The 19,210-nt window shown below is 65.7% G+C and carries 23 protein-coding genes and 1 tRNA gene; 11 read left to right on the top strand and 13 right to left on the bottom strand.

The window, feature by feature from the left end:
- Window positions 1-3: 3 nt before the first annotated feature.
- From ACLKOY_RS00965 to ACLKOY_RS00945, 5 genes are all read right to left on the bottom strand, one after another.
- Window positions 4-660, bottom strand: a complete 657-nt coding sequence (locus tag ACLKOY_RS00965) for an SDR family oxidoreductase (RefSeq protein WP_436452057.1) — start codon at window positions 658-660, stop codon at window positions 4-6.
- Window positions 661-705: 45 nt separating this feature from the next.
- Window positions 706-1,233 carry a hypothetical protein gene (locus ACLKOY_RS00960; RefSeq protein WP_436452056.1) on the bottom strand — a complete coding sequence of 176 codons (528 nt, stop codon included), beginning with the start codon at window positions 1,231-1,233 and terminating at the stop codon, window positions 706-708.
- Window positions 1,230-2,021, bottom strand: a complete 792-nt coding sequence (locus tag ACLKOY_RS00955; protein ID WP_436452055.1) for a hypothetical protein — start codon at window positions 2,019-2,021, stop codon at window positions 1,230-1,232. Before ACLKOY_RS00955 ends, ACLKOY_RS00960 begins: the two co-directional genes overlap by 4 nt.
- Window positions 2,022-2,087: 66 nt before the next feature.
- Entirely contained in the window at window positions 2,088-3,152 is a 1,065-nt protein-coding gene (locus tag ACLKOY_RS00950) for an NAD(P)-binding domain-containing protein (protein ID WP_436452054.1), read from the bottom strand.
- A gap of 42 nt (window positions 3,153-3,194) precedes the next feature.
- Window positions 3,195-3,635: an N-acetyltransferase family protein gene (locus ACLKOY_RS00945; protein WP_436452053.1), complete on the bottom strand. Its 441-nt coding sequence runs from the start codon at window positions 3,633-3,635 to the stop codon at window positions 3,195-3,197.
- Between the two features lie 108 nt (window positions 3,636-3,743).
- On the opposite strand from ACLKOY_RS00945, the gene ACLKOY_RS00940 reads away from it, so the two are divergent.
- The 7 genes from ACLKOY_RS00940 to ACLKOY_RS00910 all read left to right on the top strand — a co-directional run bounded on the left by ACLKOY_RS00940 (window position 3,744) and on the right by ACLKOY_RS00910 (window position 10,176).
- Window positions 3,744-3,816 (top strand) — tRNA-Ala (locus ACLKOY_RS00940).
- A gap of 164 nt (window positions 3,817-3,980) precedes the next feature.
- Window positions 3,981-4,205: a helix-turn-helix domain-containing protein gene (locus ACLKOY_RS00935; RefSeq protein WP_436452052.1), complete on the top strand. Its 225-nt coding sequence runs from the start codon at window positions 3,981-3,983 to the stop codon at window positions 4,203-4,205.
- A 609-nt stretch (window positions 4,206-4,814) separates the two neighbouring features.
- A complete protein-coding gene (locus ACLKOY_RS00930; RefSeq protein WP_436452051.1) occupies window positions 4,815-5,111 on the top strand; it encodes a helix-turn-helix domain-containing protein in 297 nt (98 codons plus the stop codon).
- A 604-nt stretch (window positions 5,112-5,715) separates the two neighbouring features.
- Window positions 5,716-6,045 (top strand): hypothetical protein, encoded by a 330-nt coding sequence (locus ACLKOY_RS00925; protein WP_436452050.1) that lies wholly within the window; start codon window positions 5,716-5,718, stop codon window positions 6,043-6,045.
- A 107-nt stretch (window positions 6,046-6,152) separates the two neighbouring features.
- On the top strand, window positions 6,153-6,974 hold the full coding sequence (locus tag ACLKOY_RS00920; protein ID WP_436452049.1) for a hypothetical protein: 822 nt from the start codon (window positions 6,153-6,155) through the stop codon (window positions 6,972-6,974).
- Window positions 6,971-8,236 carry a hypothetical protein gene (locus ACLKOY_RS00915; protein ID WP_436452048.1) on the top strand — a complete coding sequence of 422 codons (1,266 nt, stop codon included), beginning with the start codon at window positions 6,971-6,973 and terminating at the stop codon, window positions 8,234-8,236. The genes ACLKOY_RS00920 and ACLKOY_RS00915 overlap by 4 nt, the downstream gene beginning before the upstream one ends.
- Complete coding sequence (locus tag ACLKOY_RS00910) at window positions 8,173-10,176, top strand: ABC transporter ATP-binding protein/permease (RefSeq protein WP_436452047.1); 2,004 nt, start codon at window positions 8,173-8,175, stop codon at window positions 10,174-10,176. The genes ACLKOY_RS00915 and ACLKOY_RS00910 overlap by 64 nt, the downstream gene beginning before the upstream one ends.
- Here ACLKOY_RS00910 and ACLKOY_RS00905 read toward each other — a convergent pair.
- Window positions 10,130-11,032 (bottom strand): NAD-dependent epimerase/dehydratase family protein, encoded by a 903-nt coding sequence (locus tag ACLKOY_RS00905; protein ID WP_436452046.1) that lies wholly within the window; start codon window positions 11,030-11,032, stop codon window positions 10,130-10,132. The genes ACLKOY_RS00910 and ACLKOY_RS00905 overlap by 47 nt on opposite strands.
- Window positions 11,033-11,115: 83 nt before the next feature.
- Here ACLKOY_RS00905 and ACLKOY_RS00900 point away from each other — a divergent pair, with 83 nt between their 5' ends.
- On the top strand, window positions 11,116-11,757 hold the full coding sequence (locus tag ACLKOY_RS00900; protein ID WP_436452045.1) for a ScbR family autoregulator-binding transcription factor: 642 nt from the start codon (window positions 11,116-11,118) through the stop codon (window positions 11,755-11,757).
- A gap of 8 nt (window positions 11,758-11,765) precedes the next feature.
- Here ACLKOY_RS00900 and ACLKOY_RS00895 read toward each other — a convergent pair whose 3' ends face one another.
- The gene (locus ACLKOY_RS00895) at window positions 11,766-12,614 is read right to left on the bottom strand and encodes an AfsA-related hotdog domain-containing protein (RefSeq protein ID WP_436452044.1); all 849 of its coding nucleotides are present in this window, start codon (window positions 12,612-12,614) and stop codon (window positions 11,766-11,768) included.
- Window positions 12,615-13,652: 1,038 nt separating this feature from the next.
- Here ACLKOY_RS00895 and ACLKOY_RS00890 point away from each other — a divergent pair.
- The 3 genes from ACLKOY_RS00890 to ACLKOY_RS00880 all read left to right on the top strand — a co-directional run bounded on the left by ACLKOY_RS00890 (window position 13,653) and on the right by ACLKOY_RS00880 (window position 15,702).
- Entirely contained in the window at window positions 13,653-14,768 is a 1,116-nt protein-coding gene (locus ACLKOY_RS00890) for an AI-2E family transporter (RefSeq protein ID WP_436452043.1), read from the top strand.
- Window positions 14,769-14,829: 61 nt separating this feature from the next.
- Window positions 14,830-15,408 (top strand): hypothetical protein, encoded by a 579-nt coding sequence (locus ACLKOY_RS00885; protein ID WP_436452042.1) that lies wholly within the window; start codon window positions 14,830-14,832, stop codon window positions 15,406-15,408.
- A 111-nt stretch (window positions 15,409-15,519) separates the two neighbouring features.
- Entirely contained in the window at window positions 15,520-15,702 is a 183-nt protein-coding gene (locus ACLKOY_RS00880) for a hypothetical protein (RefSeq protein WP_436452041.1), read from the top strand.
- A 61-nt stretch (window positions 15,703-15,763) separates the two neighbouring features.
- On the opposite strand, the gene ACLKOY_RS00875 is transcribed toward ACLKOY_RS00880, so the two are convergent.
- From ACLKOY_RS00875 to ACLKOY_RS00850, 6 genes are all read right to left on the bottom strand, one after another.
- Window positions 15,764-16,048, bottom strand: coding sequence for a hypothetical protein (locus tag ACLKOY_RS00875; RefSeq protein ID WP_436452040.1), 285 nt, complete (start codon window positions 16,046-16,048; stop codon window positions 15,764-15,766).
- Window positions 16,049-16,150: 102 nt separating this feature from the next.
- Entirely contained in the window at window positions 16,151-16,840 is a 690-nt protein-coding gene (locus ACLKOY_RS00870) for an SDR family oxidoreductase (RefSeq protein WP_436452039.1), read from the bottom strand.
- Window position 16,841: 1 nt separating this feature from the next.
- Complete coding sequence (gene rsfS / locus ACLKOY_RS00865) at window positions 16,842-17,225, bottom strand: ribosome silencing factor (RefSeq protein WP_400784932.1); 384 nt, start codon at window positions 17,223-17,225, stop codon at window positions 16,842-16,844.
- Window positions 17,225-18,364, bottom strand: a complete 1,140-nt coding sequence (locus ACLKOY_RS00860) for a hypothetical protein (RefSeq protein ID WP_436452038.1) — start codon at window positions 18,362-18,364, stop codon at window positions 17,225-17,227. Before ACLKOY_RS00860 ends, rsfS begins: the two co-directional genes overlap by 1 nt.
- Complete coding sequence (nadD, locus tag ACLKOY_RS00855; protein ID WP_436452037.1) at window positions 18,361-18,963, bottom strand: nicotinate-nucleotide adenylyltransferase; 603 nt, start codon at window positions 18,961-18,963, stop codon at window positions 18,361-18,363. Before nadD ends, ACLKOY_RS00860 begins: the two co-directional genes overlap by 4 nt.
- Before the next feature lie 6 nt (window positions 18,964-18,969).
- Window positions 18,970-19,194 (bottom strand): hypothetical protein, encoded by a 225-nt coding sequence (locus ACLKOY_RS00850; protein ID WP_290163561.1) that lies wholly within the window; start codon window positions 19,192-19,194, stop codon window positions 18,970-18,972.
- Window positions 19,195-19,210 lie beyond the last annotated feature (16 nt).

The following is a 19,210-nucleotide window of genomic DNA, read 5'->3' as shown; positions in this document are numbered from 1 at the left end:
GCCTCAGGCGCTGAGGGCGTCGACGATGGGCACCGCGGTGTCGTCCGTGCCGTTTCCGAATCTGATGGTGCGGCCGAACGTCGACGGGTTGCCGACGACCTCGGCGATCACGGCTGCCACATCGGCGCGGGCGACCTCCCCCTTGCCCTCGGGATCGAGGACGATGCGACCCGTGGGCTCGTCGAACGTGAGCGTGCCTGGGCCGAGGATCGTGCCGTCGAGGTCTGTCGATCGCAGGTGCTCGTCTGCCGCCCACTTCGCATCGGCGTAGGCGAAGAAGCCGTCGCTCTCGGGCACTCCGTGATCGGCCTTGGAGCCGAGCCAGGAGACCATGACATAGCGCTTCACACGGGCGGCCTCGGCGGCATCCATGGTTCGGATCGCGGCGTCGCGGTCGACGGCGTAGGTGCGCTCAGGAGAGCCGCCACCGGCCCCCGCCGACCAGACCACGGCGTCGTGTCCGCGGATGATCTCCGCGAGCGCATCGGTGTCGAGGGTCTCGACGTCCGCGACGAGCGCGTGCGCCCCCGTCGCTTCGACCTCTGAGACATGGTCGGGATTGCGGATGACCGAGGTCACCTCGTCGCCGCGGGCGACGAGGATCGGGGCGAGGAGAAGTGCGATGCGGCCGTGGCCGCCGAAGACGATGATTCGCGACATGTCTTCACCCTACGCGCCTGCGCCGACGTCGGCTCGGGCATGCGCTCAGCGCGGCCCCTGCGAGCTGTCGATGACGAACGTCTGAGGGTGCCCGGGAAGATACCGGACGACGACCGGCTCGCCGGAGGGCAGGTACGCGTCGCGATCAGGATAGACCGCAGGAGTGAAGAAGTTGCTCTCGATCGTGTACTCGATGCCCGAGGAGGTCGTGAAGGTGACCCAGTCGCCATCGATGGTCCCGGTCGTCGGCTGACCGTGCTCATGGATGTACGCACGCGTGATGGGGACGCCGATGAGGCTCAGGATGCCGATGGCGAGGTTCGCGACCATCACGAACGCGAGGATCCGGAACACGATCCGCAGGGCCGTGCCGCCTGTCCTCCCCCGCGCCGCGTTCTCACCCTGCAGCAGCCCCTCGCGCTCGCGGAGGCGTCGAAGCGCGACGCCGGGCGCTGCACCGGGTGCGGACACCGCGAACAGTCCGAGGATCGAGAACCCGGCGATGAACACCATCGCGTACCCGTGCGAGGCCGGGAAGTTGATCAGCCAGATCAGAGTGTCGAGAAGGTTCATCGTCCGGCCTCCTTGTCGACCGTCACGGCCACGGTGTGCGGATCCTCGCGTCGATAGAAGGCCCAGATCGGCGCGCCGACCTGGAATCGCGAGATCGCCTCGGGAAAGGCGAAAACCGTCGTGTCGGCCTCCCAGGTCACGGCGCCCTCCGGAGCCATGAGCACCTTGAGCGCCAGCTCGATCTGCCCCTCGAGGCGGCGTCCGGTGGGGCGCACCTCGAGCACGGATGCCGGCACCTGCGTGCCACTCGTTCGCGCTCTCACCAGACGAGGGTCGATCAGACCCCGTTCGATCCGCCACTGCAGCATCGCGTCTCGCACCGCGGGGTCGGTGATGTCGGCGAGCTCGACCGTGTCCTGATCGCTGAGGCTGTATCGGACCGGGATCGGCTGCCCCACCTGCATGGCCCCGATCTCGCTGTGATCGACGAGCATCCGCAGCTGCCCGACGAAGTCCTCGCCCACTCCTGGAGTGACTCGGATGAACAGGTCGTACTGGGGCACATCGTTCACGGTCAGACCGGTTCTCGAGATCTCGATGAGGCGGCCCACGCCGATCTGCGACTCGCCCCTCACCTTCCGGCGGCGACCGAAGCCCGACATCGTGCCTCCGAAGGTGAGAAGCAGTCCCCACGCGACCCCGATGACGATCGGCGCTCCGAGGGTATCCTCTCCGGAGAACGGAAGGATCGACTCACGCTGGTTCACACCGAAGAGACCCTCTCCGGTCCAGATGACGAGCCAGGCCGACAGCAGCAGCCAGACGACCAGGAGCACGATGCGGATCATGCCCTCAGCGTAGCGACGGGGTGTCGCACGGTCACGCGGCCGGGACACGGCCCCGTCCCGGCCGTTCTACGAGGTGCGCAGGGATTCCCTCGCCAGCGCGCGTTGCACACCCTTCGCCGCCGAGCGCCCCGCCCGGTTCGCGCCGATCGTGCTCGCCGACGGGCCATAGCCGACGAGTTGGACCCGCGGATCCTGCACCGCTGTCGTGCCGCGGCCTCCACGGTCGAGTTGGATGCCGCCGGCCGCACTGCGCAGATGCAGCGGGGCGAGGTGCGCGATGGCGGGTCGGAATCCTGTCGCCCACAGGATCACGTCGACGCGCTCGAACGAGCCGTCGGCCCAGCGGACGCCGTCCGGTTCGATGCGAGCAAACATCGGACGGCGTGCGGCGTACGCCCCGAGACGCTCGGCCTCGCGCTCCTGCGGTCGCAGCATGAGTCCGGTCACGCTCACGACGCTCTGCGGAGGCAGCCCCTGCGCGACTCGCTGTTCGACGAGAGCGACCGCCGCTGCCCCGGCCTCGGGAGTGAAGTCATCGTCGCGCCACACCGGCTCGCGACGCGTGACCCAGAGCGTGTCGGTGAGGGGCGCGAGGGCTCCGAGGAACTGGACGGCCGACGCACCGCCGCCCACGACGAGGACCCGCTTGCCCACGAAGTGCTCCGGTCCCGGATAGTCGACCGTGTGCAGCTGCTCGCCGAGGAACGTCTCCATGCCCGGGTAGTGCGGCAGGAACGGATGCGTCCAGGTGCCGGTCGCGTTGACGAGGGTGCGGGTGCGCCACTGCCGCTCCCCGGCGTGGACCACCAGGAACCCGTCGTCGTCGATCACCCGGTCGACGCGGACAGGTCGGATCACCGGCAGACCGTGATCATGCTCGTAAGCGGCGAAATATGCGGGGACGGCGATGTTGGCGCGCTGTCCGTCACGCGGAGGCGGTGACTCCCCCGGCAGCTCGGCCACTCCGTGCACGTCGCGCATCGTCAACGCATCCCACCGGTGCCGCCACGCACCCCCTGGCTCGGAATCCGAGTCGAGCACGACATGGGAGATGCCCAGACGGGTCAAATGGAAGGAGGCCGACAGACCGGCCTGACCGGCGCCGATCACGACGCTGTCCAAGATGCTCACGGTGGTGACAACACCCGCGATCGCGCCGTTGTTCCGCAGGGCTCAGAGTGCGATCTGGTAGTGGGTGTACCCGGTGTGCGTCGCCACGCTGTCATAGAGCGCGCGAGCCGTCATGTTGGTCTCCTGAGTCAGCCAGTAGACCTTCTCGCATCCGTGCTCCGCGGCCCATCCCCGCACGTGCGCGATCAGCAGCCGCCCCGTTCCGGAGCCTCGCGATGCCGTATCGACATAGAGATCCTCGAGGTAACAGTAGGCAGATCTGCTCCACTTCGCCGGGTGGGTGAGCCAGTGAACGATGCCGATAGCGCGTCCGGCGTCGTCGCGGGCGACGGCGCCGTGCAGCTCCCCATCCTCGACGAGCCGCCGGAACGTGTCGGCCGTGATCTCGTCCGAGAGCTGGGTGCCGTAGAACGTCAGATATCCGCGCCACAGGCCCGACCATTCGTCGAAGTCCGCCTGTGTGATCGCGTTGATCGTCGTCATGCCGTCGAGCCTAACGCGACGCGCCCGGGAGGCCCTCGTCGATTGGTGTTGCGCGCGATCCGTGTAGTACTCTGTTCAAGTTGCTTCGAGCACTGAGGAAGCAGTTCTGGGCCTGTGGCGCAGCTGGTAGCGCACCTGCATGGCATGCAGGGGGTCGGGGGTTCGAGTCCCCCCAGGTCCACATCGAAACCCGCGAGAAATCGCGGGTTTTCTTGTTTTCTACGGGCAGTTCGGAGACTTCAAGACTTTCGCAATGAGGCCGTCGCGAGAGTCTTGAGACATGGTCATCCACGACTAACCACCTCTCGTCGCCATCAACAAGCGCACCTCGCGCATAGAGGTGTCATGACGACAACAGACAACAACCTCATCACCCACGAGTTCCGCGCCGCCGAGAACCTTTCGGACCTCCTCACGGTCAAGGAGCTGGCGACCTATCTGCAGGTGTCGGTCCACACCATCTACTACTGGCGCGGACAAGGAGATGGCCCTGAGGCCGTGCTTCTCGGTAAGCACCTGCGGTTCCCGAAACGCGCCGTCATCGAGTGGTCGCTCGGAACGGCAGCCTGATGGGCCATCCGAAGCCATCCCCACTGACGTGGGGCGACATCTCGTTCTACGGACAACCTCGGACAATAAACATGACCATTGATGGCCCATTCGCCCACTACGGGCCGCCTCTTTCTGCCATCGAACGACTACGGGTAGCTACGACCGGGCCTTCCGAGACGTCGACAGGCCCAGCTCTGTTTTGGTCGCTGAGCCGAACAACACCTCGGAGCGCATGCCTCGCCGTCAATACGAGCGAGCGCGATATATCAGTCCAAGGTTGCAGAAGAGCGGCACTAAATGCCGCATATTTCTGGCTAATGCACCAAAACCCTGGTCTCTCGAACGCTGTCGTCAGCGACCAGCACCCACTGTGCGTCCGCGCCGACAGGCCGGTCGGCTTCCACTTCCGGGCCCGGGCGTCACGAGGTGAACGCCGCTCTCGCAGCTATCGCGAACTCTTTCTCGTGAGCGAGGCTGACCAGGTCGCGAATGAGCTCCGCTGCCACTCGTGGCTCGCTCACCTCGACGGGCGTTGCATAGTGCCGCCTGACGGCAGTCTCGAATGGGTCCGCAAGAATTTTCGCGTCGCGGCACCGAGAATCGAATCAGAGCCGCGGCCATCCAGGCATGCACGCATCTTCCCTGGAATTGTTATCCCTCGTGAGCGTTGAGTCCTGGCCGTCCTATGCCCGAGAACTGGGTGCGAACGTTCACGCCGCGCGCGTGAACGGGAAATGGACGCAGGAAAAGCTCGCCGCAGCCGCCGGCATTACTCGCACTCACCTTCAGCAGATTGAGCGCGGAGCATGGAAGGCCGACGAGACTGCCAATCCCAGCATCAAGGTGCTGACGCGCCTGGCCATCGTGCTTGCGGTAGAAGTCGCGTCGCTCTTGCCCAGCAACAACCAGCTGCGGTTCGACTGACTGCGCATCAGGTCCACCGACCTCCCACCTGCAAGGCGCATCCTCTCTGAGTGCGGGCCTCACTCCGTCAGGCGGTGCGCTCAGCCGACCGCGATGACAGCGGCGATGACCTGCTGCCGCAGGCGCGTTGGCTGCAATCAGCGCAAATACTTCATCGCCCCTCAGTTCACTGCGCAGCCGACGTCGAATGACGCTCTCTGCGAAAGCCAGTACACGCCGCGCTCCCGCCCGCGCAGTAGTGGCGGCCGCTGAAGTGTGGCCAGCTGAGACGCACGCTCCCGCGCTAGTCCACGACCTTCGTGGACTCCAGCGCCATCCTTCGCCGACACGCACTCGAGCATGTGCGGGTCCGTCGGGGCGATGAGGCTGCCCATTCTGAACCCGACCAGCCACAGCATGCATCGAGACGGCCCAAAGGTCCTGCTCTACCTCGGGCCCCGCATGAGACCCGTGGCCCCAACGATCGGTACCTAAACATAGTGTTCGCTATGCCGGAACACGCCTTACCAATATCTTGCGCGTCGCGCGCCTATGCAAGAGACATAGCGAACGTTATGTTTAGCTCGTCGGGGGGTCCGGCGCACGAATGAAAGGCACTTCAATGATGAAGAAGAAGATTGTCGCGGGAGTCATCGCGGGTGTGATGGCTCTGGGGATGTCGGCGGCCGTCGCCGCGCCGGCGAACGCGGGCATCAAGCTGTACCAGCTCAACGACTACGCCGGAGAGTACCTCGGCGACTTCGGAACCGGTACCAGCTACGTCGGCACGTTCGCGGACAACCGCGCGTCGTCGCTGAAGGTGACGTCGCCTGCGGGCTACGCAATCCTTCACCAGTTCCGTGACTACGGCGGAGCGGCGACGGGGAAGTTCTACACCGGTTCGCCGAACCTCGGCAGCTGGGGCTTCGACAACCTCACGAGCAGCATCAGCTGACGACCTGAGGACGAGGGGGTGGGCGTGTGCTCACCCCCTCGATGAACGACTGAGAGGACCACATGACTCATCGACGACGTGCCCTGGTGGGCGCTTCACTGCTCCTGATGCTCGCACTGACGAGCTGTTCCGAAACGAGTGCTCCGAGCCCGTCAACACCGGAAGAACTTCCGGAGGTCAGCATCGCCGACTATGGCGACGTCACAGCGCAGTTGGACTACGACCATGCCGTCGCGATGACGCCCGTCTCCGAGTTCAGCCTGCGAGAGCCGGACTACGTCATCCGTGTGCTCCACGCTATCGCCGTCCGCACGGACGAATGCATGACGGACGCCGGACAACCCGCCAACGCGGGAGACAGAGACTGGTCCCCGTTCATACAGGACGAGGACCGGACCTACGGGCTGTGGAGCGTCGCGTACGCCTCGAAGTATGGGGTGGAATTAGCGCCGGAGGCCGGAGCGAAGTCGGTCGATATCATCGGCATGGGTGTCGAGCAGAGCAAAGAGTTCGCTGCGTGCGCCGAGACCGGGAAAGAAACGCTGATGGACGAGTTGATGTGGTCCCAGGACATGAACATCGATTCGCAAATCCGGAACCGGGCGATTGAGCTCACCGTCGCTAGCAAGGAAGGCAAGAGCGCGAAAGCGGACTGGCAGGCCTGTATGGAGGACCAGGGCATCGTGCTCGACCCCGCCGATGGCCGGCCGGTGCAGCAGTACCAGGAGCAGGGCAAGGAAGCGGAGATTGCCGCCATCGTCGTCGAGGCACAGTGCGCGCAGTCGACCAACGCGGTGCAGACGCTATACGACATCCAAGCACGGTACGAAGCCGCACTCATCGACGCTCAATCTGCCCAGGTCACATCGTTCATGGAGAAGCGTGACGAAGTCATCTCGGTCTTCGAGGACGCGATTGCCGGTCGATGAGCTTCCAGCGACGCGGCCGGTATCTGACTGCCACAGCGGGCGAGAGCCCTGATTCTGCACCCCTGAAGCGGGTGCAGAATCCCGGGCGCCTCATTGCCTTCGGGGTGGTCACCGCGGTCCTTGTCGGTGCTGCCTTCGTCGTCGGTGGGATGGTGAAGTCCCCTCAGGACCAGGCGCTGGCGAACGTCGATTCTGAGGTGGAAGTATTCGCCCAGGTCGAAGAGCGCGTCGTCAGTGACAGCTTTTCGCTGCCTGCCGTCGTCGTGGCAGGGGCCACTACCGACGTGCTGGTCACGGAAGCCCCGCGGGAGGCGTCTCCAGTTGCGCCTCCCGCGGCCACCGACACGGCTGCGGCGCCAGCGGCGACCCCCGTCGCGCCGACCGAAAACGAAACCGCGGTGTCGGACAGAGCCGTCGTGTCGCGCATGGCGGTCGCGGCCGGTGACACGCTCAAGTACGGGTCACTCATTGGCGAGGTGTCCGGACGCCCTGTCTTCGCATGGCCGTCTTCGGTCCCGTTGTTCCGGGACATCGTCGTCGGGGCTCGCGGGTCAGATGTGAAGGCCGTTCAGCAATCCCTCGCCGATATGGGATACAGCGTGACCGTTGACGGCGTATTCGGTGCAGGGTCTCTCGCCACTCTTCAGCTGCTCTACCGCGAAGCGGGGTATGAACTGCCGTTCGTCGCCGCAGGGGTTCGGGGACTGTCCTGGCGGGAGCTCATCGGCATACCCACGGGTGACGGGGTCGTGCAGGCCGCAGCCCCGGTGGGGTCGCTCCTCGGCGCGGAAGCACCACTCATGACGATTCGCACGACCCCTCCCGCTTTGGAAGCACAGGCGACGGCGGTGGAGGTCGGCCGCCTCGCGGCCGGCGCGGAAGTCGGCGTAGAAGTCGCGGGTGCCGCACCTGTGGTCAGTACCGTCGTGGCACTCGGCGCGTTCGCGACCAACGAGGACACCGGCGCGTCAGGCTATCCGGTGCGTATCGCGCTGCCGGCGGACGTGGCTATCGATGCGAGCACGCCGGTGCAGATTCGGCCGTGGGGAGAGCCACAGCCCTCCCTCGCCGTCCCGACATCAGCAATCCGTCAGGAAGGTTCGGCGTCTTTCGTTCTGGTACGAGGAAAGAAAGCAGCCGAGGGAGAGGCACCAGCGCACGAGCGCATCGACATCGCGGTCGTCGCACAGGCGGACGGATGGGTCTCCATCGAAGCGAACGATGCCCTACCTGTCGGCACAGAGATTCTGGTGTCCCCATGACGTCTTCGGCTGTCATCGAGCTCGACGGGGTCACGCGGAGTTTCGGCGCCGGTCACACGAAGACAACAGCGCTGGATGCCATCTCGTTGACGGTCATGCCCGGAGAGTTCGTGGCCATCATCGGCCCATCCGGCTCAGGGAAGTCGACCCTCCTGAACATCTTGGGTCTCCTCGACCGCAGCAGCGGCGGACGTTATCTGCTCAACGGCGTCGACGTGCAGTCATTGAGCGAGCGGGATCGGGACCGGGTCCGCAACGAGACCCTGGGCTTCGTCTTCCAGGACTCGCGCATGCTCCTCATGGATACGGCGGCCGGCAACGCGAGCCTGGGATTGAAAGTACGCGGGACACCTCGCGTCGACAGAGCCACCCGGGTCGGCGCAGCACTTCGCCGACTCGGGTTGACGCACCGGATGGGTGAGACGGCCATCAACCTCTCGGGAGGTGAACGCCAGAGGGTGGCCATTGCACGCGCGATGGCGACGGAGCCCGCAGTGATTCTCGCGGATGAACCAACGGGTGCACTGGATTCCAAGAACTCCGAGAGCATCATCTCCCACCTCCGTGAGTTGAATCGGCAGGGCGTCACGGTTGTGGTCATCACCCACGACCGAACCGTCGCTGACGCCGCGGACCGGCGGGTCGAGATAGTCGATGGGGTCATCGTCGCGGACTCCGGAGCCGCCACATCGAAGTCTGCGACGGCGGCGGCCGAGGCTCCAGCGCCGCAGAACCGACGCCCAAGCTTCGCGGTGCGCCTCTGGGACGAGTTCTGCGATGCGCTGTCTGTGCACAGCAGCAAGCCCGCCCGTGCGCTTCTCCTGCTGACGGCGTTCATGTTGGGCGCGGGCGGGCTGGTCTGTTCCATCGGCATCAGCGAAAGTGCCGCGGCTCAAGTCACTGAACGGCTCACACAGGCGAGTCTCGACGAGGTCGTCGTGCGCTCAGCCTCCGGAACCGCTTTCGCGGACGGCTTCTACTACGCAGACGGCAGTGCCTCAGCAGCCATCAACGGACTCGAAGGTGTGCGTAGCTCCGGGTTCGTCGCATCAGTAGCTGCCGCCGAAGCCCGCATCACACTCCTCCCGAGCGGTTCCGTCCCCAACCAGCCGGCGTTCGACGGGTCTGTTGTCGTCGCCGACGCCGGGTACCTCGGCGCGCAGCAGGTGACCGCGGCCCCAGCTCACGCGGTCGGTCTCCTCTCCGCCGACTGGGGCGCGCGTGTCGCGCTCATTGGAGAAGGTGCCGCAGAGAACTTGGGTATCGCATCCGTGGGCCCGGGAGCGCAGATATGGGTGGACGGCTCGGCTGTCGATATCGTCGGCGTCATCACCGATACCGGGCGGAAGGCGGCGCTCCGGGAGGCCATCGTCCTGTCGCCCGCTGCACTGGGAACCCTCACCCCGGACGATGTCTCGTTGGTCGTCCGCACAGTGCCCGGCTACCCGGCGGCGTTGGCGGAAGCCATCCCCCTGGCAGTCGCGCCAGGCGACCCCGCGCAGGTCAGGGTCGAAACTGTCGCTGACCTCCGTAACCTTCGGTTCGGTGTCGCCACCGACCTCGGCACCCTCGTGGGCATCGTGTCCGTGCTGCTGCTTCTGCTCGCGAGCATGAGTTCAGCCATCGCAATGTATCTCTCGGTCCAAGCCCGGTCATCGGAGATTGCTCTCCGTCGCGCCCTCGGCGCCAGCCGTGGGTCCGTATGGCGGGTGTTCACGATGGAAGGGCTCGTCATTGGTGCGGCAGGAGGCGTATCCGGGGCAGCGCTCGGCGTCTGTGCCGTCGTCATCGTGTGCGTCCTGCAGGGATGGACGCCCACCCTCTCACCATCCGTGCTGCTTCTCGGGCTCGTCGCCGGGTGCGTGTCAGGAATCTGCTCCGCAACATACCCCGCTATCGTCGCCGCGCGCGCAGACCCCGCGATTGCGATTCGGGGATGACGGACACCCGTGCCCAATCGCGATACCACTGACCGATGCGCGGGTTGTCGTCGAGCACGACTCCACCTCCGTCCAGCGACGAGGAGAAGTGGTTGTGCGCAGTGAGCATCCATGCCTGATGTTCACTGGCTCCTACATTCTGGACGAACCGGAACACGTCCTGCGCCGAGAGCACCTCAAGGTCCGTCACCGAGCCCGCCATCTCGACCAGCCGGATAAGACGAACCGGCTCACCGTGGTCGGCGTTGGCTGCTCGACCCGCCAAGTCTTGCCGCTCGACGAGCGCCCACACCTGAGCCGCGAGCTGCTCAGCGCTAAGTGCGGACACCAACGGGGACGGGAAGGGCACACCACCGACCGCGCGCATCGCGCAAAGCGCTGCTGGCAGCACCTTCGTGTCGCCGACGCCGTAAACGAGGTGCGGCCGAATGACTGTCCCGCCCGCCGAGAGCACGTGCTGCTCTGCCCGCAGCCGAGACCTGCTTGTGGGCGACACCGGGGAGAGGGTCGTGTCCTCCGACGCTCCCACGAACGGACCGTGCCCGTAGACGCCGGTTGTACTCACGTAGATGATGCGGGCCACCCCCGCTCGCATAGCGGCCTCGACCAGAGTCCGCGTTCCGTGGTCGTTCACGTCCGTCGCCAGGTCTTCGGAAGGGCCAATATAGCTCGCGCAGTGCAGCAAGACATCCGCTCCGTCCAGCAGCCGCTCACACGCGGCACTATCGCGAAGGTCTCCCACGGTGACCTCTATGCCCTCGACCGCCGCATTTTTCGTGCGCTGAAGCGCGCGGAGCGTCCCTGGCGGTCGTCCCCGAAGGACGGCCCCTCCGACATAGCCTGTCGAGCCGGTCATCGCTATCAACGCACGCTCCCCGGAGGCGTGCGCCCCAGAGCGTGCCCACAGTAAACTGACCTCGCCCGAAGGGAATGGCACCGATGCAGAAGCGCGCAGAAGAGACTCGCGAACTGATTGTTCAGACCGCCGCCGAGATTTTCGCCAAGCAGGGGTACTCCGAGACCGCGCTCCGCGATATCACCTCGCGTATCGGCATGACCCTCGGTGCGTTCTACTTCCATTTCGACTCAAAACTGGTCCTCGCAGGAGAGATTGTCCGGCGCCAGCACGAGACGTCTATCGGCGCTATCCAATCAATCACGAGTACCGACGCATCCGGCATGGTGAGCATTGTGAGGCTCTCCCGCGAGCTCGCCGAGCAGACGCGCGACGATGCGGTCGTGCGCGCGGGTATCCGCTTGTCCACCGAATCCGTCGCCGAGCTGGCCACAGTCGCCTCCGCCCCCTACCGGGAGTGGGTGGCGGCCTGCCGCATCCTTCTCGAGCGGGCGAGTGCGCAGGGAGAGACCCGACCGGGGCTGGACTTGGACGCCGCCGCTGACCTCATCATCAGTGCGTTCAGCGGCACGCAGTTCCTCTCCGCCGCGCTCGGGCGGAGCGAACGCATACTCCACATGCTTGCCCGGATGTGGCCGATACTTCTCGGCGGGATGCTCGCAGACGCGGACCATCCCATCCTCAAGCAGATTCCTGACCTTCTGGATGTGTCCGCAAGGGCGTAAGCAGCTCATCACTCGACCTCAGCCTTCGCGGTAAGTATCGCCGCGCCGTCTTCACTGCACACCTCGGCTTCGAAGTGTCGCCTCGGCCGACTTTTCACGATGTCTGTGCGCGTCACGCGCACTCGGAGGGGTTCATGCAGCTCAGCAAAACGGGTGTACGTGCCATCGAACGCGCGGAGGTCGGAGCGCGGCGCGCCCGCGGCTAGCACACACGCCCGGCGCACCGCGTCGAACAGCAACATCCCGGGCACATGGTCGACATGGTGGTCAAAGAAGAACGGGTCGCGCTCGTCAAATCGAATGTCCCACTCGTTCTCCGCGTCCCGGACAACGTCAAGCGAGAGCGGGGATGCCGAGGTTGGACGCGTTGCTCTCGCCGGCATCGTGTTCAGCCCGTCGCGCCTCAGCCGTGAGTACACCGCTTTACTGACAACCTTCAGCGCGCCACGGCCGCGGGCGAACTCGGCACCGTCCGCGAAGAACGAGACGTCGGATGTCATCGTACGCAGCGCGCCCCCCGAGAGCTTCGGGTCGACCGCTCGCACCGTCGCCGTGAGCGCTCCCCGAGGGAGCGAGCGGTCGCTCCTCAGTTCCATCCGGCCCATGATGAACGCCCATCCAACCGGCACTCCCCATGCCACGTGCCCATAGGCGATGGTCGTCTGTCTCAGGTACTCCGCAACCAGCAGCGGGTCGGCGGCACCGCCATACATGCTGAACGGTCCGCCGACTGGCCGCTTCAACGTGAACTCGACGTCGTGCTCGTCTGGCTGCCGGTATGCCTCCAGCAAGACGCTCCGCTCGTCATTCCGATGTACGAGGTGTTGCTCCATCGCAACCCAGGGTGTGCCGTTCATCGCCGTGCTCGGCTTTCGTTCAAGTGATAACAGACCGAAAAAATAGCATACGATTTGCTTTAGGGAAGGCTCCTGCGATCATGACTGCGGTATATAACGTGCGGAGAACCCCGAGCTGGATTCCACGTGTTCTGTTTGGTTCATTTTTCGGCGAGGGTGGGTGCAGACCGTCACTGTCCTTGGAGACCTTGGCCGCCGGTGTTTCCCATCTGCCAACGAGGACCAGACCAACGAGGTTCGGCGAGCATGAGTTCTCGCTGAACTCATTGCCCTAGCAGGGCTCCCGCTCAGTCAATCGGGCCTGCAGTTCAGACGCTCCCGGTCTGGTGCGGCGGAACAAAGCCGCGCCGCTTCTATGTGCGAACGCGACTCGCACGGCACCCGAGTCGAAGCAACTCGCCTGCAAGTCGAGTCGACCATTGTCGGGCCCCGGATGGGCGAGCCTTCGCGCCTGCCCCAGAAGTGAAGTGGCTGGCGACACAAACCGCATGCGGGAACCTGCTGCGATAAGGACTTGCCCACAGCTTCGCGAGACGCACTCTATGTCGTCACTCCCTAATCAGCAGCGCTATATCGATAGGTCGGTCGCGCGGACTCCCCCATACGCTTGCCCAGTTCCAGTACTTTCGGCGGATGGTTTATCGATGGACGTGCTGAGGCGCATAGATACATGGGAGCGAGGACTTCTCCTCCCGGTACCAGCAAGGAACCGAGACGACTGAACCGACCGAGTTTGAAGCTGCCGAGATTGACAGACTGACCGAAATGGTGCAGGGGGGTCGGGGGTTCGAGTCCCCCCAGGTCCACATACAGAAGGCCCCGCGAGAGATCGCGGGGCCTTCTTTGCGTCCGCCGATGCTCAGCGTCGGTGGAGGCTCGGCGAACGCGCGTCATAGACGGGTCATCACGAGGCGGAGCGCCAGGGACTTGCCATCGCCTGCTGCTCCAGATAGAAAGGCCAGGCCGTCCTCGTCAGTGAGACGGTCTTCGACGAGGTGGAGGACGCACGTGCTGGGACTGTTCCGACGACAGGGGATCATGTCGTCCCCGCCATCAGACGGCCCGCGGCCGATCGCAGAACCCGGCCTCTGGTCGCGCGGCTTCGGACTCGCCGCCACCCGGAGCCTGCAGACGCTGTCGGTGCTCGCGCTTGTCGCCATCGGCGTCCTGGTGATCACGCAGCTCTCGCTGGTCTTCATCCCGGTGACGATCGCGCTGATCCTCGCCTCGGCCATTCACCCGCTCGTCGCTTTCATGCGCCGCCGCGGGGTGCCGTCGATCCTGGCGACGTGGATCGCGTTGATCGGAATCCTCGCGATTCTCGGCGGAATCGTCTGGGTGATCGTGCTCACGGTCCGCTCGCAGTGGGACGACCTCATCGACTCGGCCACCGACGGCATCACCCAGGTGACGGCGTGGCTCGACACCCTGCCCTTCAACCTTGCGTCGTTCGACCTCGATGAGGTGTGGGCCGGGCTCGGCGACTTCCTGACGAGCGCCTCGTTCGGGCGCGGAGCCCTGGCGGGCGTGTCAGCCACCGCGAGCTTCTTCACGGGCCTCGCGCTGATGATCGTGGTGCTGTTCTTCTTCCTTAAGGACGGACCACGCATCTGGGAGTTCCTGCTGCGTCCCTTCGCCGGCGCCAGCTACGAGCGCGCCCGCCGCATCGGCGACAAGACGGTCGACGTGTTCGGGGGCTACATCCGGGGCACCTCGATCGTCGCAGCGGCCGACGCCCTCGGCATCGGCATCGGTCTGGCGATCCTGCAGATCCCGCTCGCTCTGCCCCTCGCCGTGATCGTCTTCCTCACGGCCTTCATCCCGCTCGTCGGTGCGACCGCGGCGGGGATCCTCGCGGCGCTCGTGGCACTCGTCACGCACGGGCCGGTCGCCGCCCTCATCGTGGTCGGCATCGTGGTGCTCGTCAACCAACTCGAGGGCAACTTCCTGCAACCGGTCGTGATGGCTCGCTCGCTCAAGCTGCACGCCCTCGTGATCCTGCTCGCCCTGACCACCGGGACGATCCTCGGTGGGATCGTCGGTGCCGTGCTCTCGGTGCCGATCGCCGCAGTCGCCTGGGGCATCATCACCGTGTGGGATGGTCCGCACACTCCCGCGAAGCCGTTCCGCAAGAAGCGCCCGGAGACCGTGTGAGAGGCGACTCGCCTCGAGCAGAGGAGGCGGCGCGCCACTCGACCGCCTCTGGAGTCGTGACGTGAGACGGCTTCCTGCATCCCGACCGAAGGACTGCGTCGACGCGACCGCCCGAGATACATGGCCCGTCTTCGTGATCGGCCTCTGCTCGATCGCCATAGCGATGTGGCGGTTCCCGGCCTGGCGATGGCTGACACTGGCCGCCTTCGGACTTCTGCTGCTCGAGGTGATCGCCTTCATGCTCCTCGGCTACGTCGACCTCGCAGTGTGGCTCGGTTCGTTCGTCTTCGCTCTCCTACTGGGAGCGACGCTGGTCGTCGCGGGGCACACGCTCTGGCGTCTGATCGACCCGAACCGTCTGGTGCTGCTCCCGCCCACCCGCGACGCGTGCCTCGACGTGGTCTTCAAGGTCCGAAACCGGGTGTCGCTCGCCAATCACGCCCGTGTCTTCTCGGCGACCAGCGCACCGGCTCTCCGCCAGAGCACCGCGTCGTGGCTGGAGAGCCTCGGTGACCGTGATCTCGACATCCGCGCGCAGAACATGATCGTCGCCGAGCATTACATCCGACAATTCCCGCAGTTGAAGGCCTCGGGACGCGACTGGATGGGGCATGTGCGACTGAGCGCCGCATCACGCTGACCCGATGTGGTGGCGACGTGGCTACCCTGCCGAGACGCCACGGTCAACCCGCTCCCCTCCACTGACTGCCGCGTCTAGCGTGACGCTCACATCTCACGAGAGGAGTCAACGATGACCAGCAACCCGATACCGCCGCTCGTTCCCCGGCCGGACGACGACCCAGAGATCGACGGCGTCCCCCACCGCGAGGTCGACGGCGAGCCTGTGCTCGACACGGACGCCGATGCCGACCAGGTCGACGGTGCCGCTGCCGACCGCCTCGCCGCAGAGAGGCCGCTGGACGAGGACTCCTGAGTCCCCGCCCAGCGCAGAAGTGTGCGGCAGGTCCCTCCTCGGGTCCTGCCGCGCCTTCGGTTCAGGCCGAGTAGAGCGGAGGAAGGTGCGGGATAGCGATGGGCCTCGTCGCCCGGCTCGAATCCTGCACCCGCGTCACCTCTTGAAGAACTTCGGCGGCAGTGGCATATCGCACTGCCAGAGGCAGATCACGAAGCCACACGACCTCGACCTCGGTGTCGGCGTATTCGTACACGCTTGCCACCACGTGCCGCGGATCGTGCGACTCGTACCGCCGGTCGTTGATCACCCATTCCGATGGCGTGACCCGATGCAGCACGTATCTAGGATCTGGATCTCCGGACATGTGATTCCCTCCAAGACTCTCTCCCCCACTGCACATCATCCACGGTGCCGCCCCCAGCCCACAGGGGCTTGACAGCTGCGAGAGAGACTGCAGGGAAGGGGATCAGCCGCGAGGGCGGATCGTCAGGTCGGTGAGAGCGGCATCGTCCGGCAGATCGAGTGCGGTGAGGATCGTCGTCGCGATCGAGTCAGCCGTGATGAAGCGCTCCGGATCGTAGTCGCGCCCCTCCTGCTGGTGCACGCGCTCCTGCATGGGCGTCGCTGTGCGACCGGGATAGATCGAGGTGACCCGCACCCCGTGCTCGGCCTCCTCGGCCCGCAGGGAGTCGGCGAGAGCCTTGAGCCCGTGCTTCGACGCGGCGTACGCCGACCAGCCGGCGTGCGCGTGAAGCCCCGCGCCGGAGTTGACGAACACCACTCGAGCACCGGAGACACGCAGCACCGGCAGCAGCAGGCGTGTGAGCTCCGCCGGACCCACGAGGTTCACGGCGAGCTGACGCTCCCACAGGTTCGCCGGGAGGTCGGCTACCGGTCCGAGGTCGACGACACCCGCCGCATGAATCAGCGAGTCGATGCGTTCGGGAAGCGCCTGCTTCGACAGCGCCCACGAGAGCCTGCCAGGCTGCGCCAGGTCACCGACGACCGCCGATGCGCCCGGAAGCGCCGCGGTGATCTCCTGCGCGCGCCCCGCATCGCGGGCCAGCACGACGACCTGATCACCCCGGTCGAGCAGACGGCGCGCGACGACGGAGCCGATGCCGGATCCGGCACCGGTGATCAGGTGGACGCTCATGTCAGTCGCGGTCCGCTGCGGCGGATTCGGCGAGTTCGAACGGCACGACAGGGCAGTCCTTCCACAGGCGCTCGAGGCCGTAGTAGACCCGCTCCTCCTGGTGGAAGACGTGCACGATCAGGTCGCCGAAGTCGAGGAGCACCCAGCGGGCCTCCGCACGACCCTCACGGCGAACCCGCTTGTGGCCGGCTTCGATGAGTTTGTCTTCGATCTCATCGGCGATGGCGGCGACGTTGCGCTCGCTGTTTCCGGTGACGAGCAGGAAGATGTCGACGAGCGGCAGAGGCTCGGAGACATTGAGGGCGACGAGATCTTCACCGCCCTTCGAAACGGCGGCGTCTGCCGCGAGCTGGAGCATCTCTTCGGCGGTTTCAGGTGACTGCATCAGAACACATTCGAGTTGAAGGCGACGATCAGGGAAACGCCCAGCGCGAGCGCAAGACCACCCGCCACGATCGCGAGGATGAGCATGAGTTTGTTGCCCTTTTCGGGGGCGGGTGGGCGGATGACCTCACCGGCGGGCTTGATGGTGCTGACGGCCGCACTGGCGGCGATCGGCGTGGGCGAGGATGCCGGAGGCAGCTCGCCGTCGATCAGCACGGCGTCCACGTCCTTGCCGTCTGTGGTGCCGTGCGCGTGGCCCTGCGAACCGAGACCCTTGGGCAGTTCGTAGGAGCCGGTCACGAGGATCTCCCCCGTGGAGGCGACCGGGCCCGACAGCGACCCGTCTCCCGGGGAGGGGTTGAAGATGAGTGTGTTCGGAGCGAGATGCTGCGATCCGGTCGAGTCGCCGACGGTCAGGAGCTCGTCGAACGAGGGAGCGAAAGGCTTGCGGTTCTCCGCGTCGTCGCTGAGCAGCTCCTGCCCGAAGGCGGAGTTCACCGTGGGGCGCTCCCCTTCGGCGATGTCGACGTCGTCGGACTCGGCCACATCGGCCAGGACGTCGTCGTGCGCGTCCGTGGGTTCTGCATCGATGCCGAGCTCGGCCACCGCGGCATGTGTGTCGGTCCCTTCGGGGACGATCGCATCGACGTCATCAGAGGCATCGACAGGCGTCGAGGCGCTGACAGGAGCGGGGAGGCCCGCTTCAGCGGGGTCATCATCGTCATCATCGGCGGACGCAAGAGATGCCGGAGTCTCGCTCTTCGCCTCGGGCTCTGGTGCGACGGGCGGAGCCTCCTCCGCCGTCTCTTCGGCGACCGGCGCATCCGAAGCATCGGACTCATCGACGGGAACGGACCCCGTCGCGGAGCGCTCGCGCTCGCGAACCTGTCGACGCGTCAGCCGGGTGGTCCCCTGGGGAGTCTCCGCATCCGTCTGGCCCGCGGCTGACCCTGCCTGCGTGGCGGACTCGACCTTGCTCGGCTCGGGCACCTCTGGTTTCGGCGGCGCAGGTGGAGAGGGGACGGCAGCCGCGGCCGCAGCCTCCTCCGCTGAGATGACCGGTGTGGATCCCGTCAGCCGGATCTCACGCAGCTGCTTTCGCGTCAGCGGACCGTGACCCTGCTGATCCGATGTACTCATGCCTTGCTCCGATACAGATGATGCTTCGCGATGTATTGAACGACTCCGTCGGGGACGAGGTACCAGACCGGCTCGTCGTCACGCACCCGCGCACGGCAGGCCGTCGACGAGATGGACAGCGCCGGCACCTCCAATTGGCTGACATTGTCGCTGGGGAGGCCGTCAGTGCTCAGAACGTGTCCTGGACGCGAGACCGCGACGAAGTGGGCCAACTCCCACAGTTCATCATGGTCCCTCCAACTGAGAATTTGCGCCACGGCGTCGGCACCGGTGATGAAGAACAGCTCCGCGTCGGGTCGCTTCTCCTTCAGGTCGCGAAGTGTGTCGATCGTGTAGGTCGGCCCTTCACGATCGATGTCCACCCTGCTCACCGTGAACTGCGGGTTGGATGCAGTGGCGATCACGGTCATCAGGTAGCGGTGCTCGCTAGGGGTGACACCCGACTTCTGCCACGGGTGTCCGGTGGGGACGAAGACGACCTCGTCGAGATCGAAGGAGTGAGCGACCTCGCTCGCGGCGACCAGGTGGCCGTGGTGGATGGGGTCGAAGGTACCGCCCATCACACCGATGCGCGCCGGACGCGAGGTCGTGTCGTTCATACGGGCCTAGTGGCCGTGCCCTGCCTCGTGGCCGTCCTTGCCGTGCTTCGCAGCCCAGGCGTCGGCCTTGGCGGAGTGACGGTTGGCCACGTTCTTGTACGACAGCGTGACCAGGCCGAGGAAGGCGAAGACGATGATGGCGATGACGCCGAAGATCAGCGTCTCCTGCTGCACATTGCCGTGGTGCTCGGTTTCGGCAGCGACCATCGCGATCTGTGCGACGAGGTTCATCCTGACTCCGTTTCGT

The sequence above is a fragment of the Microbacterium sp. K2 genome, from assembly GCF_051365005.1.
Classification (GTDB): domain Bacteria; phylum Actinomycetota; class Actinomycetes; order Actinomycetales; family Microbacteriaceae; genus Microbacterium; species Microbacterium foliorum_B.
The sequence above is the reverse complement of the archived record's forward strand: the minus strand, read 5'-3'. Positions and strand labels throughout refer to the sequence as shown.